15 protein-coding genes are annotated in these 16,812 nt (G+C 26.6%); 7 read left to right on the forward strand and 8 right to left on the reverse strand.

Annotation, left to right across the window (positions count from 1 at the left end; genetic code table 11):
• Window positions 1-61 precede the first annotated feature (61 nt).
• The 5 genes from LXD69_RS17925 to hisS form a co-directional block, all read right to left on the reverse strand.
• Entirely contained in the window at window positions 62-1,537 is a 1,476-nt protein-coding gene (locus tag LXD69_RS17925) for a TlpA family protein disulfide reductase (protein WP_246916464.1), read from the reverse strand.
• 61 nt (window positions 1,538-1,598) lie between these two features.
• Window positions 1,599-1,754 carry a hypothetical protein gene (locus tag LXD69_RS17930; RefSeq protein WP_246916466.1) on the reverse strand — a complete coding sequence of 52 codons (156 nt, stop codon included), beginning with the start codon at window positions 1,752-1,754 and terminating at the stop codon, window positions 1,599-1,601.
• 36 nt (window positions 1,755-1,790) lie between these two features.
• A complete protein-coding gene (locus tag LXD69_RS17935; RefSeq protein ID WP_246916468.1) occupies window positions 1,791-3,206 on the reverse strand; it encodes a TlpA family protein disulfide reductase in 1,416 nt (471 codons plus the stop codon).
• Between the two features lie 537 nt (window positions 3,207-3,743).
• Window positions 3,744-4,691, reverse strand: coding sequence for a thioredoxin-disulfide reductase (gene trxB / locus LXD69_RS17940; protein WP_246916470.1), 948 nt, complete (start codon window positions 4,689-4,691; stop codon window positions 3,744-3,746).
• Between the two features lie 93 nt (window positions 4,692-4,784).
• Window positions 4,785-6,479 carry a histidine--tRNA ligase gene (hisS, locus tag LXD69_RS17945; protein ID WP_246916472.1) on the reverse strand — a complete coding sequence of 565 codons (1,695 nt, stop codon included), beginning with the start codon at window positions 6,477-6,479 and terminating at the stop codon, window positions 4,785-4,787.
• Between the two features lie 200 nt (window positions 6,480-6,679).
• On the opposite strand from hisS, the gene LXD69_RS17950 reads away from it, so the two are divergent.
• From LXD69_RS17950 to LXD69_RS17960, 3 genes are read left to right on the forward strand one after another with little or no spacing between them, the layout of a single operon-like run.
• Window positions 6,680-7,921, forward strand: coding sequence for an ABC transporter permease (locus LXD69_RS17950; protein WP_045971909.1), 1,242 nt, complete (start codon window positions 6,680-6,682; stop codon window positions 7,919-7,921).
• Entirely contained in the window at window positions 7,914-8,510 is a 597-nt protein-coding gene (locus tag LXD69_RS17955) for a Crp/Fnr family transcriptional regulator (protein ID WP_246916474.1), read from the forward strand. The genes LXD69_RS17950 and LXD69_RS17955 overlap by 8 nt, the downstream gene beginning before the upstream one ends.
• A 59-nt stretch (window positions 8,511-8,569) precedes the next feature.
• Entirely contained in the window at window positions 8,570-9,148 is a 579-nt protein-coding gene (locus LXD69_RS17960; RefSeq protein ID WP_045971905.1) for an NAD(P)H-dependent oxidoreductase, read from the forward strand.
• Window position 9,149: 1 nt separating this feature from the next.
• On the opposite strand, the gene prmC is transcribed toward LXD69_RS17960, so the two are convergent.
• Both prmC and LXD69_RS17970 read right to left on the reverse strand, forming a co-directional pair.
• Window positions 9,150-10,019, reverse strand: coding sequence for a peptide chain release factor N(5)-glutamine methyltransferase (prmC, locus tag LXD69_RS17965; protein ID WP_246916475.1), 870 nt, complete (start codon window positions 10,017-10,019; stop codon window positions 9,150-9,152).
• Window positions 10,020-10,040: 21 nt separating this feature from the next.
• On the reverse strand, window positions 10,041-10,517 hold the full coding sequence (locus tag LXD69_RS17970) for a GNAT family N-acetyltransferase (protein WP_246916477.1): 477 nt from the start codon (window positions 10,515-10,517) through the stop codon (window positions 10,041-10,043).
• Window positions 10,518-10,599: 82 nt separating this feature from the next.
• Here LXD69_RS17970 and ribD point away from each other — a divergent pair, with 82 nt between their 5' ends.
• The 4 genes from ribD to LXD69_RS17990 all read left to right on the forward strand — a co-directional run bounded on the left by ribD (window position 10,600) and on the right by LXD69_RS17990 (window position 16,172).
• A complete protein-coding gene (gene ribD, locus LXD69_RS17975) occupies window positions 10,600-11,643 on the forward strand; it encodes a bifunctional diaminohydroxyphosphoribosylaminopyrimidine deaminase/5-amino-6-(5-phosphoribosylamino)uracil reductase RibD (RefSeq protein WP_246916479.1) in 1,044 nt (347 codons plus the stop codon).
• Window positions 11,636-12,247 carry an HAD family hydrolase gene (locus tag LXD69_RS17980; protein WP_246916481.1) on the forward strand — a complete coding sequence of 204 codons (612 nt, stop codon included), beginning with the start codon at window positions 11,636-11,638 and terminating at the stop codon, window positions 12,245-12,247. Before ribD ends, LXD69_RS17980 begins: the two co-directional genes overlap by 8 nt.
• Before the next feature lie 770 nt (window positions 12,248-13,017).
• The gene (locus LXD69_RS17985; RefSeq protein ID WP_246916483.1) at window positions 13,018-15,021 is read left to right on the forward strand and encodes a sensor histidine kinase; all 2,004 of its coding nucleotides are present in this window, start codon (window positions 13,018-13,020) and stop codon (window positions 15,019-15,021) included.
• Window positions 15,022-15,551: 530 nt separating this feature from the next.
• Entirely contained in the window at window positions 15,552-16,172 is a 621-nt protein-coding gene (locus tag LXD69_RS17990) for an IMPACT family protein (protein WP_045971892.1), read from the forward strand.
• 24 nt (window positions 16,173-16,196) lie between these two features.
• Here LXD69_RS17990 and LXD69_RS17995 read toward each other — a convergent pair whose 3' ends face one another.
• Complete coding sequence (locus LXD69_RS17995) at window positions 16,197-16,604, reverse strand: acyl-CoA thioesterase (protein ID WP_246916485.1); 408 nt, start codon at window positions 16,602-16,604, stop codon at window positions 16,197-16,199.
• Between the last annotated feature and the right edge of the window lie 208 nt (window positions 16,605-16,812).

The following is a 16,812-nucleotide window of genomic DNA, read 5'->3' on the forward strand; positions in this document are numbered from 1 at the left end:
TTCCAAATGTAGAAAAACATCTTTATAAAAGAAATAAAACTTTGAGTTTTCCTTAAAAATTTTACAAATATTTTTTTAATTCTGTTATAATTTCCTGACTATCTGGACTTGGAGCATTACCATTTACTAATTTTCCGTTTTTATCGTAAATTAAATACCTAGGAATGGATTTTAAAAGAATTTCTTTATACAATGTTGCTTCTGGATAATTAGTCGCTAAAAAATTATTATCGCCACTTATAAATTCTTTTTTATAAGCTTTTGTCCACGCATCAAAATTCTTATCGATACTAACATATATAAATTCTATATTCTCATTTTTATATGTTTCATGAAGCTTTCTTGAAGATGGCATTGCTGCTCTACATGGAGCGCACCAACTTGCCCAAAAATCTATATATAGAACTTTTCCTTTATAATTTGACACAACTTCATCTAAGCTAGTTTCCTTCTTATTTTCATTAATGAAATTTACATTTGTAGACTCTTTCTGTGTTGCTTTTTTTGAAATACCATAGTATTTTTTCTCAATTATTTCTATTAATTTCTTATCTGTTACGTTTTCACTAAACAGTTGAAAATATTTCTCCGCATCTGGTTTTGAGAAATTATTTATTATTTCTTCTAAGAAAGTATATAATAAGAACTTTTTTGTTTTTTCACCAAATGATGTAGACTTTATAACGGAGTCAAAAGCTGCTTTACTATCTAAAATACTACCATCGCTTACAGCAATTTCTTTTATTCTATTATTCTTAATTATATAATCATAGATATAATGTCTATAAAATTTATATTTTACTAATGAGTCATTTATCTTATAATCTATAACTTCATTCTCAATTTCATTTTTCAAGTTTATATGCAATAAATTATAATAATTTCTCTGTTTATAATAATTATAATTTACCAATGAAAATTCATTATTCTTATAAATTGAATCAAGAAAAATTCTCTCTTTCGATAGTTCCTTTACAGCGTTTAAATAAATATTTTTCTTAAGTGCTTCAATATTGAAATCTTTTCTTGATAATATACTTAAATCATCAATATAAAATATAGGGTTGTTCTTGCTTTGAATAAAATAAGGGTATTTTGATTTAAATATAAATTTCCTTACCAAAAAGTCATAATCTAAATCATGTTTTCTAACTTCTTTATTTATTATTTTAAAATTAGGCGTTTTATCAATATAATTAATATTTACAGAATCTCCTTTTTTAACTAAAATAGAAATCTCATCAAAAACATTATAAGAATGTACAATCTCAATATAATCCTCTTTATTAGGTATTTTTTTTATACTTTTCTCTTCATTAAGCTTTAAATTAAAAACTTCATTATCAGAAAAATATTGAACATCAAATTTAGAGTTTTCGATTGTTCCTCCTGACTTTAGTGGATACAAAAAATCTTTCGGCACATCTAAAAAAGAAACCACTATTGTATCTAATACAACTTTCTTGTTTTCTGAGAGAGTAACTGACTTCTTATTACAACATAAGAAGATTAAAAAAAGAAAAACAATATTTTTCATTTTATTACAATTTTATTAAAAAATGAATCAAAGACTTGGGCAATTGCCCAAGTCAATAATATTAAAGCCAAGAAGCTTTGTCGCATGAATCACAACACCATTTACCACCACCATAAGTATCTCTTAAATCTTTAACTTGATCTAGAGAAATGTCATGCATAATAAATCCAGAAGAGTGCATCCAAGCACAAGTACCGGCTCCTGCTACAGTTTTCATTTGATCTTTTGAAAGTAATTTAACTCCTGTTAAATTTTACAAATATTTTTTCAATTCTGTTATAATTTCCTGACTATCTGGACTTGGAGCATTATCATTTACTAATTTTCCGTTTTTATCGTAAATTAAATACCTAGGAATGGATTTCAAAAGAATTTCTTTATACAATGTTGCTTCTGGATAATTAGTTGCTAAAAAATTATTATCGCCACTTATAAATTCTTTTTTATAGGCTTTTGTCCACGCATCAAAATTCTTATCGATACTGACATATATAAATTCTATATTCTCATTTTTATATGTTTCATGAAGCTTTCTTGAAGATGGCATTGCTGCTCTACATGGAGCGCACCAACTTGCCCAAAAATCTATATATAGAACTTTTCCTTTATAATTTGACACAACTTCATCTAAGCTAGTTTCCTTCTTATTTTCATTAATGAAATTTACATTTGTAGACTCTTTCTGTGTTGCTTTTTTTGAAATACCATAGTATTTTTTCTCAATTATTTCTATTAATTTCTTATCTGTTACATTTTCACTAAACAGTTGAAAATATTTCTCCGCATCTGGTTTTGAGAAATTATTTATTATTTCTTCTAAGAAAGTATATAATAAGAAATCTTTATTTTTTGATTTTATACTATTAATTTTAAGGACATTATCAAAATTAATTCGAGAATCTACAAATACCCCATTACCTGTTTTTATCTTAACAACAGGGAATTTATTATAAAAACTATATAAAAGACAATTAGAATATTTTTCTATTCCTAAATTTATAGTAGCATTAAAAATACTATCGTGTTTTTCAATATTCTCAAATTGATTAAAGGTATTTATTTGATAAATTTCATCTTCTATAGCTTGCTTTTCCTTTAAAGAATTAAAATGGCTCAAAATTATAGCATTTCTTTCTTTATAATCTTGTTGAGCTTTTTCTTCTTCTTGCTTGTTTCTTTTTCTTTTATTTTTCTCAAAAAAAGAAAGTCCACTTTCAACTAATGGATATTCTAAATTCCTTCTAACATATTCATTTGTTCCTAAACTATCTGCATTTTTATTTAAATAAGTAATATAAGGAGTATCATTTGGATAATTAAAAACAACGGTATCACCTGGTTTTAAAATATAGGTAGCGGAAAAATTTAAATGAAACGGATGCTGTAAGTATATTTTATTTTTAGTAGTAATAACTATAGTATCTGGTTTATTAACATTTTCAACATTTAATTCATAGTCTACAAAATCGTTATTTTCTCTATAAAACATTTTTGCTAAACTATAGCTAACAGAACCACTGGAATCTTTAATAGAATCTTTTTCGTATGTTCTTCCTTTAAAAATAACAGTTATTTTATTTTGCTCTTCCGTTTTTTTAGCAATATTTTTTTTCTTTTCTTGAGAACAAGAAAAATGGAATAGGATAATTAAAAAAAGTAAAAATCTCATAATTTATTTTATTAAGGTTGACCTTAATTAGGCAACCTTTTTAATATTAATACCAAGAAGCTGAACCACAACTTGAACAACACCAATTTCCTCCATAAGCAGCAGCTACAGCCATAGCTGTGTCTTTATCAACATTTTTCCCAACTATTGATCCACCATAATTACATTCTGGACCATGATCTCCTGGAGCTGTACATTTTGGAATATAATAAGCACATGTTCCACCACCTGCTATTGTTTTTTGTTGATTTTTTCATATTTATTTGTATAAAAAATTAAAAATATCTAGACTTTTTAAGTCAGCTATATTTCTGACTATTCTTGTAAAAATATTATATATATATTGAGTATATACATTTGATTTCATAGATATCAATATAAAAATACAAACATATTTGTGCAAATATAAAACAAACCGATTACAATAAATTACAGAAAAATTGTATTTTTTGTTAAATTTTATTACAAATAAAAAACCATTCTGAAAGAAAATATATTCTTCCAGAATGGCTTAAATTATTATAAAAAAACGCTTTCTTAAGCTTTAGAAGCTAAATAACGTTCTGCGTCTAATGCTGCCATACAACCTGTTCCTGCGGCTGTAATAGCTTGTCTGTATACATGATCTGCTGCGTCACCACCTACAAAAACTCCTGCTACATTTGTTTTAGATGTTCCAGGAATATTTTTAATGTAACCTGTTTCATCTAAATCTAAATAGTCTGCAAAAATATCAGTATTTGGCTTGTGTCCAATTGCTACGAAAAATCCTGTTGCAGGAATCTCTGTAATTTCTCCAGTAGTTCTGTTTTTAGCTTTTACACCTGTAACTACTTGTCCGTCTCCTAAAACTTCTTCTGTTTCAGTATGTAGTAATATTTCAATATTAGCTGTTTTTCTCACTCTTTCTTCCATGATTTTTGAAGCTCTAAAAACATCGCTTCTTACTAACATGGTTACTTTTTTACAGATGTTTGAAAGATAATGTGCTTCTTCACAAGCGCTGTCTCCTGCTCCAACAATAACAACTTCTTGGTTTCTATAGAAAAATCCGTCACAAACTGCACAAGCTGAAACACCACCTCCTAATTGTAAGTATTTTTGCTCTGATGGTAACCCTAAGTATTTAGCAGAAGCTCCCGTAGAAATAATTACGGTTTCTGCATGAATCTCAATAGTATCATTGATCCATACTTTATGAATTTCGCCTGAAAAATCAACTTTTGTAGCCCATCCGTCACGAATATCACTTCCAAAACGTTTTGCTTGTTCTTGTAGTTGCACCATCATTTCTGGTCCAGTAACACCGTCTGGATAACCTGGGAAATTTTCTACTTCATTTGTAGTAGTCAATTGACCACCTGGTTGCTGTCCTTGATATAAAACTGGAGCCATATTTGCTCTGGCTGCATATATCGCTGCTGTATAACCAGCCGGACCAGAACCTATTATTAAACATTTAATTTTTTCTATTGAACTTGACATATTTTAAATTTTATTTTAGAAGATTCAAAAGTAACAATTTAGAAACAAACTGAAAGTAATATAGATTACAAAAAAACTATTTAACAATAATTATTATTTATTATTCAACCTTTTTAGTAGTTCTTCAAAATTTACTTTTTCTTGTTCTCCTGTTGTTAAATTTTTAATTCCGAATAAATCATTTTTTATTTCTTCTTCTCCTACTAATATTGCAAAAGGGATTCCTCTTTTATCTGCGTGCTGAAATTGTTTTCCTATTTTAGTAGCATCAGGATACATTTCAACTTTTATTCCTTCTTTACGTAATTTTGCAATAGCTTTCATGGCATATTTAGCTTCTTCAAACCCAAAATTTAAGAATAAAGCTGTTGAAGTTGCTGTAACTGTTTCTGGAAATAAACCTAATTCTTCGATAACCAAAGCAATACGGTCTAAACCAAATGAAATTCCAACTCCACTCATGTTTTTCAATCCAAAGATTCCTGTAAGATCATCATAACGACCACCACCACCAATTGAACCCATTGCAACTCCTTTTGGCGCTGAAACTTCAAAAATAGCACCTGTATAGTAATTTAAACCACGCGCTAAAGTAACATCTAAGTCTAATGTTGCAGTTTGTAAACCTATTTCATTTACATTATCACAAATAAATAATAACTCTTCTACTCCTTTCATTCCTTCTTCAGACGAAGCTAATAAATCTGCTAATTTTGTTATTTTTTCAGAAATAGTTCCTGTGAAATTAAACAACGGTTGTACTTTTTCAATAGCGCTTTCAGAAATTCCTTTTTCAATCATTTCTTTCTTTACTCCATCTTCTCCTATCTTGTCTAATTTATCTAAAGCAACTGTAAAATCGATTAATTTATCAGAAGCTCCAATTACCTCAGCAATTCCTGATAATATTTTACGATTGTTTATTTTTATAGTTACTCCGTTTAGCCCTAATTGGCTAAAAACCGAATCATACAATTGTACCAATTCTACTTCTTGCCAAAGCGAATTTGAACCTACTACATCAGCATCACATTGGTAAAATTCTCTAAAACGTCCTTTTTGAGGTCTATCTGCTCTCCAAACGGGTTGAATTTGGTATCTTTTGAAAGGAAATTCGATTTCGTTTTGGTGTTGGACCACATATCTTGCAAAAGGAACGGTTAAATCATAGCGAAGTGCTTTTTCGGAAATTAATGAAGTAGTTTTTTTAGAAATTATCTTACCTATTAGACTATCTATACAATTTCTTCTGTAATTAATTTTTCCATTTGGGTCTACATATGTTGTATAAAATTCTGATCTTAAAATATCAATAATACAGTCTGTTAAAATGTCTAAATTATTTTTAATATACTTTAGAAATTCTGTGTAAGATTCTGACAAAGACATATACTCTAATAAAGTAGTCTCAATAATTACTAACAATTCTCTTCGAAGTTCATCCAAATTGATATTATCACGTGACTTAATTATATTTTCTTTATCTAGTTCTTTAATTAAATTATCATTCACAAATAATTCAATATTATTTGCTACCTCATCAAACATTTTCATTTCATTTTTAGACAAATAATTTCCTGAATTCAAAATCTTAAAAATCAAACGATCTCCTTCTTCTCCATATTTTCCCATTAAGGTGTCTGAGTTTTCAAAAGAAGGTGTTTCTATAGGTTGGAAACCAAACTTTTCGAAATTGGTTTTTATAGTGCTAAATATATAATTGCGTTTTGCTACTTCAACTGGTGAAAAATCACGAGTTCCTTTTGGTATACTTGGTTTTTGAGCCATCTTTTTTAATATGTCAATTTGTAAAATGTGTCAATTTGAAAGTAAGATTAAAAAATCTATAATAATCAACATTATAATTGGAATGCAAATATCGAATATATTAATGATTAAGAAAAATTATACAACTAATTACTAACAACTTTTTACTAATTACTAAAAAAAATGTAACAAATTTTATGTTCTAAAGTCTAATAGTTGTTATGATAGGATTATTTAAAGAAAACACAAGAATAGCATTAGACTCTATAAAGGGTCAAATACTACGAACTTCGCTTACTGTTTTTATAATTGCCTTAGGAATATGGGCATTAGTTGGTATTTTAACTGTTGTTTCAGCATTACAAAATACTATTTTAAGTGATTTTGCTTCTATGGGAGCTAATACTTTTTCGATAAGTCGTTATGATTTTTCTGCGGAAATTAATCAGAATGATGTAGATCAGAAAGTAAATCCTATTATTAGTTATCCTGAAGCTAAAGGTTTTCAAGATAAATTTGATTTCCCTTTTACGAGTACTTCATTATCATTTACTGCTGCAACCGGAATTGAAGTAAAATATCAGGGTGAAAAAACAGATCCTGAAATTAATATTTTGGGTGTTGATGATAATTTTTGTCCAAACAAAGGATTATTAGTTGTAAAAGGACGAAATTTTAATTCTTTTGATATTTCAAACAACAATTATGTTTGTATTTTAGGTTCTGATTTTGAGAAAGGGCTTTTCAAAGATAGAAATCCATTAGACAAAATCATTTCAATTCGTGGCGCTAAGTTTAAAGTAATTGGTGTTTTAAAAGAAAAAGGATCAACTTTTGGAAATAGTCAGGATTTACGTGTTTTAATTCCTAATCAAATTGCACGTTCTATTTTTTCAATGCCTAATATTAATTATGATTTAGATATAAAAGTCAACAATGAAGCTTTGCTTGACGAAGCAGTTGATGATGCTACTTTAACAATGCGATTAATACGAAAGCTAAATCCTATTCAGAAAAACAATTTTGGAATAGAACGTAGTGATGATTTAATTCAGACTTTATTATCAAATACTGCTACGCTAAGTATTGCTGCTTGGATTATAGGTGTCATTACTGTTTTTGGTTCATCTATTGCATTAATGAACATTATGTTAGTTTCGGTAAGTGAAAGAACAAGAGAAATAGGTATTCGAAAATCTTTAGGTGCTAAACGAAGTACTATTGCTTGGCAGTTTTTCACAGAAACATTAGTTATTGGTCAACTTGGTGGTATTGTTGGTATTCTTTTAGGAATAGGAACTGGTTTAATTATCGCTTCCCTATTAGGGTTTAAATTTAGTACACCTTGGCTAGCCATTATTGCTGCGTTTATTACCACATTTGTTGTTACAATTATTTCGGGTTTGTATCCTGCAATAAAAGCATCAAAATTAGATCCTGTTGAAGCGCTACGTTATGAATAATTTTAGAGAAGACGATTTTCATTCTATTAGAAAAAATTTAGAGTCTTCAAATATTTTAAATTCGAAAGAAATTGAAGATTTATTAAAATTATGCCGACCTAAAACAATTTTAAAAGGTAATTATTTCATTAAAGAAAATAGTGTTTCTAATGAAATAGGTTTTGTTCTATCCGGTTATTTCAGATCTTTTTATCATTCAAGTGAAGGTGATGAAATAACATATTGCATTACTTTTCCTAATCATTTTATTTCGGCTTATTCTTCTCATATTTCTAATGAGAAAACGCTTGAAAATATTGAAGCTATAACTGATGCAACTTTGTTTGTAATTCCAAAAGAGGATATTCTTGCTCTTGAAAAATCCAGTATTAATTGGTTGCGTTTTTTTAAAATGGTTGCAGAACAGCAATATATTGAACTTGAAAATAGAATTTTTCTTCTTCAAAAAGAAAAAGCTGAAATAAGATACAAGAATCTTATTGAGAAACATCCAGAATTTTTACAACACATTCCATTAAATTATTTAGCTTCTTATCTTGGTGTTACACAACGTCATTTAAGTAGAATTAGAAAAGAGCTATCTTATTAGACAAATGTCCTATAGAATTGATTTAATTCGTCATTTCTTTGTTAAAAATAAATTTAGAAATGAAAGAAATATTAATTATCAACGGACATCCAAATAAAGAAAGCTATAATTTTTCACTTGCTGAAGCTTATAAAAAAGGAGCTAAAACTACAAATGCTAATATTGAACAAATAAACATTTGTGATTTACAATTTAATCCTAATTTAGAATTTGGCTATCAAAAAAGGACTGAACTTGAACCTGATTTATTAAATGCTATTGAAAAAATAAAAAAAGCAAATCATATTGTTTGGGTTTTTCCTATGTGGTGGTATGGTTATCCTGCTTTAATGAAAGGATTTATTGACCGAACATTTCTTCCTGGAATAGCATATGAATATTTAGAAAACAAGGCTCTTCCAAAGAAATTATTTAAAGGTAAAACTGCTAGGATTATAATTACTACTGATACGCCAAGATGGTATGACTATTTATTTATGAAGAGTCCTGCTTTAAACCAATTAAAGAGAGGAACGCTTCAGTTTTGTGGAATTAATCCTGTAAAAACCACTTATATCTCTATCATTAAAAATTCTACTATTTCTTTTAGAGAGAAATGGCTTTCAAAAGTGTATTTATTAGGAACTAAATTACAATAAATTATTTCAAAGTTGCCATAATCATTCTATCATTTCCGTAGATGTCTTTTTTCAAATCAATATTTTGGAAACCTAACGCTTGTAATAATTCAATAGTTTCTTTTCCAAGATATTGATTGATTTCAAAAAATAATTGTCCGTTTTCTGAAAGTTTTTCTTTTGCTAATTGAGCAATTTTTCTATAAAAAAGTAATGCATCAGTATCTTCTACAAACAAGGCTAAATGTGGTTCATAGTCTAATACATTTTTTTTTATTTCTTGCTTTTCAAGGTTTCTTACATAAGGTGGATTTGAAACAATAATATCTAATTTTAAATCGAGCTCCTTTATTTCATTTAAAGATTTTGTTTCTAAAATATCTTGCTCTATAAATAAAACATCTGTTTCATTTTGTTTTGCATTATTTCTTGCTATTTCTAAGGCTCCTTTTGAAATATCTATCGCAAACACTGTTGAATTTGGTCTGTTTTTTTTAATAGAAATAGGAATACAACCTGTTCCTGTTCCTATATCTAAAACACTTCTCTTCACTTCATATTCTTTATTTTCTTCTAAAATCCATTCTACTAATTCTTCTGTTTCTGGACGTGGAATTAATGTGTTTTCATTTACAAAAAAATCTAATCCATAAAACGCTGTTTTTCCTAAAATGTATTGTATTGGTTTTTCTTTTTTTAATTCAGAAAGAATAAAATTCCATTTTTCTACATCCTCATCAAGAATTTCATAATTAGGATTTAAAGCTAAATCAATTCGTTTTATTTCATGTAAATGTTCGGAAATTAAAAAGAAAAAACTTTCTATTTCCATTTCATCAAAAACGGATTCTAATTCTTTAAAAAAATGTTGTTTATATTGTTTTAATATCATTTTAAAGTCTTCTTCTATATTTTATAATTTCTTTGTCATCCAAATTTCGCAACTACTATGTCCTGTATTTCCCATTGGTTTAGAAATATTTTCAAATCCTAAGTTATGATATAATCTTTGAGCTGCTTTCATAAAAGGCAATGTTTCTAAATAACAAAGCGTAAAATGATTTTCCTTTGCAAAGTATAAACATTCTGTTATAATTTTTTTTGCATAGCCAGTTCCTCTAATTTTTGGTGAAAAATACATTTTTTGTAATTCACAGATATGTTCTTCTCCATTTTCCAAAGGAGCTATTCCACAACCTCCCAAAATTTCCCCTTCTTTTTCTACTACAAAATATACTGATCTTTTTGCTTGATAGACTTCAAATAATGTATCTAAAATAGGATCTGAATAAGCTGTTCCTACTTTTGGAGCCTCTAACTCTATAAAAACATCGCGGATAATTTTTGCAATTTGCTTATTATCTTTTAATTCAATTTTTCGTATTTCCATGCTGATAAAAATGAAACGTAAAATTAAACAAATTGACACATTTGACTGTTAATTGAATACTAAATATAGTATTTTTGTATTCATGAATACAAATGAATTTTATATGCAAAGATGCATACAATTAGCTAAAAATGGATTAGGAACAACATATTCAAATCCATTAGTTGGTAGTGTAATTGTATATAACAATAAAATTATTGGCGAAGGTTGGCACCAAAAAGCAGGTGAAGCCCATGCAGAAGTAAATGCAATAAATGCTGTAAAAGATAAAACATTATTGAGCAAGTCAACCATTTATGTGAGTTTAGAGCCTTGCAGTCATTTTGGAAAAACACCTCCTTGTTGTGATTTGATTATTTCACATAAAATTCCAAATGTAGTTATAGGTACAATTGATCCTTTTGCAAAAGTTGCAGGAAATGGTATTAAACGCTTAATAGAAGCAGGAAAAAAAGTAACTGTTGGCGTTCTTGAGAATGAGTGTAATGAATTAAACAAGCGTTTTTTTACGTTTCATCAAAAAAAACGTCCTTATATAATTCTAAAATGGGCAGAAAGTTCAGATGGTTTTATTGCTCCTCTAACGAAAGATAAGCAAAAGCCTGTTTGGATTACAAATTTATATTCTAGACAATTAGTTCATAAATGGAGAACGGAAGAACAAGCTATTTTAGTAGGAACTCAAACCGTTTTAGATGATAATCCAATGCTAAATGCTAGAGATTTTAAAAGAACTAATCCTATTCGAATTGTTATAGATAAAAGCAATAGAATTAATGATCAACACTATGTTAAAGACAATTTGACAAAGACTTTTATTTATACAGAAACGGAAAAATTAACAAATTACAATAACTTATTTTACGATTATATCAAATTTGATGATGATTTTTTATTAAATTTAACAAAAAATTTACACAAGAAAGATATTCAATCTATAATTATAGAAGGTGGAGCAAAAACACTTCAGCATTTTATAAATTTAAATTTATGGGATGAAGCACGTGTTTTTATAGGTAACGCAGAATTTAAAACAGGAATAAAAGCTCCTATTTTAAACAAACCGTTTAATAAAACCTATTCCATTATAGGTGATAAATTAAATTATTCAAGAAACTATGATTGACACAATAATTTTTGATTTTGGCAATGTTTTCATTGATATAGACTATAACGCAACTCAAACTGCTCTTAAATCGCTTGGGGTTAAAGAATGGAACTCAGAATTAGATGCCTTAAACAAGGAATATGAAATGGGCAAAATTGATGAGTTACAATTTATAGAAAGTATACAAAAGTATACTGATGGGGCTGATTTAATTTCTATTAGATCTGCTTGGAATGCATTACTATTAGATTTTCCATTGTATCGATTAGAATTTCTTCAAATGATATCTTCAAAATATAGGCTTTTTCTTCTTAGCAATACTGATTCTACTCACATTGATAAATTTGAACATAAAGTAGGTCAATCATTTGCAAGAGATTTTTATAGTTGCTTTGAAAAAGTGTACTTTTCATTTGAAATTGGCAAACGAAAACCAGATGAAAATACTTATAAATATGTTATAAATAGTCATAATTTAACACCGAAAAAGACTTTATTTGTTGACGATAGATTAGAAAACATCGAAGGTGCTAAAAAAAACGGTCTTCTTACTTGGCACTTAAACCCTGAAGTAGATGATGTTACAAATTTACTTGAGATTATAAAAACTTTTCATGATTAAAAAACCGACATTCAATAAGACATAATTTAATAGAAAAGGCTAGATTACTCTAGCCCTTAATATAAATAGCCTATTAAACTATTCAACCTAAAATTAACATTTTACTCAAAAAACAAACAAAAACTTTTTTAAAAAATATTTATTTAGGGTTTTTAAAATTCATTTGTTTATTTGTTTGTTTAATTGTTTTTAGCACATTTAAACTTGAAACACTTATTTAAAAATATTCAACCCCAATTTTTACTTATTAAGCTATTAATATAGTACAAAACAAAGACAAAGAATTTTAAATTTTTATGTTATATCAATTAAATTACCATTAATAAATTACTAAATATAACTAGATTACAAATTTCAGGCTTTTAATCAATACAAAAACTATATTTGAGACTCTATTTTTAGTACACCAAATACATTAATTTTAATTTAATTACTCTCGAATTATATTCCGAAAAACATTCAATTTCATTCGTTTTTTATTATTATCTCTAGTGCTTATAAACTCTTAATCAGCTTATTTCAGATATTGTATCATCTCTAAAATTAAAATTTAGAAAAATTGACGTGCTTTTTTTTATACTTTTTCATGATTTTATATTTATATCTTTGCAGAAGATTCATAACTAGTTTTTTAGCCCCGAAAATTAGAGATCTATAACAAACAAATTACATCTAGAAAAAAGTTGCATTGCGACCAGAACTTCTTTAATGTAATTGATTACATTGATTATATGTAATATAAAATAAACAGCTAAAAAACTAAAAAATTTATGAAATTAAGAAAATTTCAACTTCTTATTCTATTATTACAATTCTCTTTTTCTTTTAGTCAAATTTCGATAAGTGAATCATTTAACAACAGTATTAATGACACACTAAAACCCTTAAAAAGGGAAAATCTTAAAATAAAGGAAGTTTGTAAAATTTTAAATTTACAACCCTCTTTTTATTCTTCAAAGCATAAGGTTGATTTTGATAATTTGTTTTTTGATTTGAAAAAGTCAATAAATACTATTGTAAAAAAAAACGATAAAATTAATGCTTATTATACTCTAATGACTTATTCAATGAATAATTTTGAAGAATATGAGAATAATATATCATATCCAGATTCCATCATAAAATATATAGGAAATGACATAAAAGGGAATGAAGTAAATTTAATTACAACTTATACCATTTTATCTAATCATAATTTAAGTAATGATAATTTTGAGGTAGCATTAAACTATTGTAATGAAGCACTTAAATTATTTAATAAAACTCCAAAAAACAAACAACATTTTTTTGTAAATATCTACAACTCATTTGGAAATATTTACAAATATACATATCAATTTGACAAGAGTAATTATTATTTTCAAAAAGCAAATACTGTTGTAGACTCTAACTCTAATTACTATAAAGACTATTATAGATTTGCAAATAAAGATCTTATTGTTGAGAATAAAATTCTAAAATTTCTTCAAGAAAAGGATAACTTATTACTTGATCAAGCGTCAAAAATCCAAAAAGAAATTTTAATTAATAACCCAAAAGATGAATGGCTTTCAAAATGGCATTTACACAATTCTTATATTTATTATTTTAAAAATGATTTTGCAGAAGCTCAAAAAGAACTAGCGAAATCAAACTCAATTAAGCATAAGAAGCGTAATTGGAAAATAATGGACAGTTATTATTCAACTATTGAAGCTTTGATCGATTTTAAAATTGGAAACGAAGAAAAAGCAATTAGAATAATTGAAAGTAATACTATTGATGAATATTTTGAAAATCTTTTATATACAGAAGTTTACAATTATTATAAAAAAAATGGTAATTATCATAAAGCAAACGTGTATTTAGAAAAATTACTTGCCAGTAGAGCTTTTGAAAATCTTTATAAGAATAAAGGAGAAATTTTAATTGCTCAAAATAAACATAATGTTAGAGAAAAAGAAATTGAAATTGAAAACTTAAAAGAAATTGCTACAATAAGGAAGGTAAAACATAGACTTCAAATTGCTGTTCTAATTCTTGCAATTATTCTCATTTTTATATTTTTAATTCAAATAACAAGAAGACAGCAAATTAAGAAAACAGAGGAAAAAAAGAAATACCAACAAAAGATAAAGTTCATAAAAAAGTCTTTAAAAAATGCTGAAAATAAAATTTTAAATGAAAGAAAAAAAATTGGAATATCAATACATAATACTCTTTTAGGAAATATAATTACACTTCAATATCAGGTTAAACATTTTATAACTAATACTAAAAATGATAAAATATTAAAAGAGTTAATTTATATTGAAAAAGAATTAAGCCTTATTTACAAAGACGCTAGAAATTTTTCACATTCATTAGCATCAGTTTCCAAAAAGAATAATTCTGAAGATATTTTTTTCTACTTAGAAGATATCAAAAAGAAATTTAATAAAATGAACTTATTAAATATAAATATTGAGATTGAAGAAAGCATCAAGAATCAAATCTTAACATTGAAAAACAGACAAATCACGCAAAAGTTAATTCCGGTGATTAAAGAAACTATTTCAAACACAATTAAGCATACAAATTCTAAAAATTATACATTAAAATTTGAAATAATAAATGAGAATAAATTAATTATAAAAATTATTAATGATGGTGTTTTACTTACTAATTCTAAAAATAAAAAACCTGGAATTGGTCTTACATCACTAAGAAAGGAAATTGAAGAAATAAATGGCTTTTTTGAGACTAAACTGCTTCAATCTGGTTTTGAAATAAACATCAACTTTCCGATATCTTAATATCCAAAATTATATCCTTTTTCAATTGATTTTTAAAACTAGATCAACCATTCGATTTACTCCCATTTTCACTATCAATCTATTTGGTATAATTATGAATGGTATTAACACTGAGATTTAATTCTTCAAAACTATATTCTAATAGAACTTAAAATAAGTACACAATTCAATAGAATTATTAAATGTATAAATGGTTATATCTAAAATTTACTTCCTAAATGCAATAAAAGCAAATTAATCATAATTTTATAATCATCCAAAATCCATATTCCAATCATTTAATTAAAAATCAAATAGTTAACATTAAACCAAAACCCATATAAAATTACTATTTCTTAATGAATTTAAGCATTTTGATCTAGCTCGCCAAATCAATTTTCAAGACTCTTGAATCTTAATATTCTATATTTTATAAATTTTGATGTAATTTTGCTTACTATTTCATTTAAATTACTACTATAACATTCAAATAAAAATATTTTAAAATTACTTGTGATTTTTGAAATATCATTTAGTACTAAAAACCAATTATGATCGAATCTACAAAAGATACCTATAAAACATTAGAATCAGCATCAGAAGAAATATTATATAAAGAAAAAAATAGTAAGTTTTTTGGATATGCTTATCCTGTTAAAAATGAAGAAGAAGTCAAAGAAATCATAATTCAATTAAAAAAACAACATCATTCTGCTCGACATTGGTGTTATGCTTTTCAATTAGGAACAGAAACAGTCTACTATAGAGCTAATGATGATGGAGAACCAAACAACAGCGCAGGAGCTCCTATTTATGGTCAGATTCAATCTTTTGATGTTACAAATGTTTTAATTGTAGTAGTTCGATATTTTGGTGGTGTAAAACTTGGTGTTGGAGGTTTAATTTCAGCTTATAAAACAGCCGCACAAATGGCTTTAGAAACATCGAATATTGTTGAAAAAACAATTGATGTACATTACAAAATACTATTTGACTATAAAAACATGAATAAAGTGATGAGAGTTATTAAAGAACAAAACTTAAATATAATTTCTCAAAAGATGGAAATGAATTGCGAAATTGAAATTGCAACACGGAAACAAAATGCAGAAAAAATATTAGAAATATTTAATTCTTTATTTGAAATTACAATAAAAAAAATTGTCGAATAATTAAATCCGACAATCTTTTAAAATTTAGCTTAAAATAGCATTTAATTTCTCCGTTATATAACCTGGAGGCAAGCAAGGTTTACCTGTTTTCATGTCTACAAAAACTAACATTGAATAACCCGTTGTTAATAACTCCATTTTTTCATTATAAATTTCGTAATCAAATTCTATCTTAACTGTTGATTGATTTTTAAAGATTGTTTTAACAGTAAGAAGATCATCATAACGTGCTGGCTTTTTATAATTCATGTTTAGTGCAACAACAGGCAACATTACTCCATTTTCTTCCATCCATTTATAAGAAATCCCCATGTTTCTTAGCCATTCCACTCTTCCCATCTCAAAATATTGAGCATAATTACCATGATAAACTACTCCCATTTGATCTGTTTCTGCATATCTAACTCTAACTTCAAATTGATATTCTCTCATTATATTTTATATTTTAAATTACATTAATTTTACTAAGCCTTAACCTACCTACAATATTTTTTTTACAAAATCAATAGGGTTTTGATTTTTTTTTACCGAAAATTGTTCACATATTTGTTGTCACAATTACAAAGCTATTAACTCATATATTCTTTGTAAGATGACTACTATAAAATCTATAAAGAAAAACTATAAAAAAAGCAAATAT

This window comes from Flavobacterium sediminilitoris, from assembly GCF_023008245.1.
GTDB classification, from domain to species: domain Bacteria; phylum Bacteroidota; class Bacteroidia; order Flavobacteriales; family Flavobacteriaceae; genus Flavobacterium; species Flavobacterium sediminilitoris.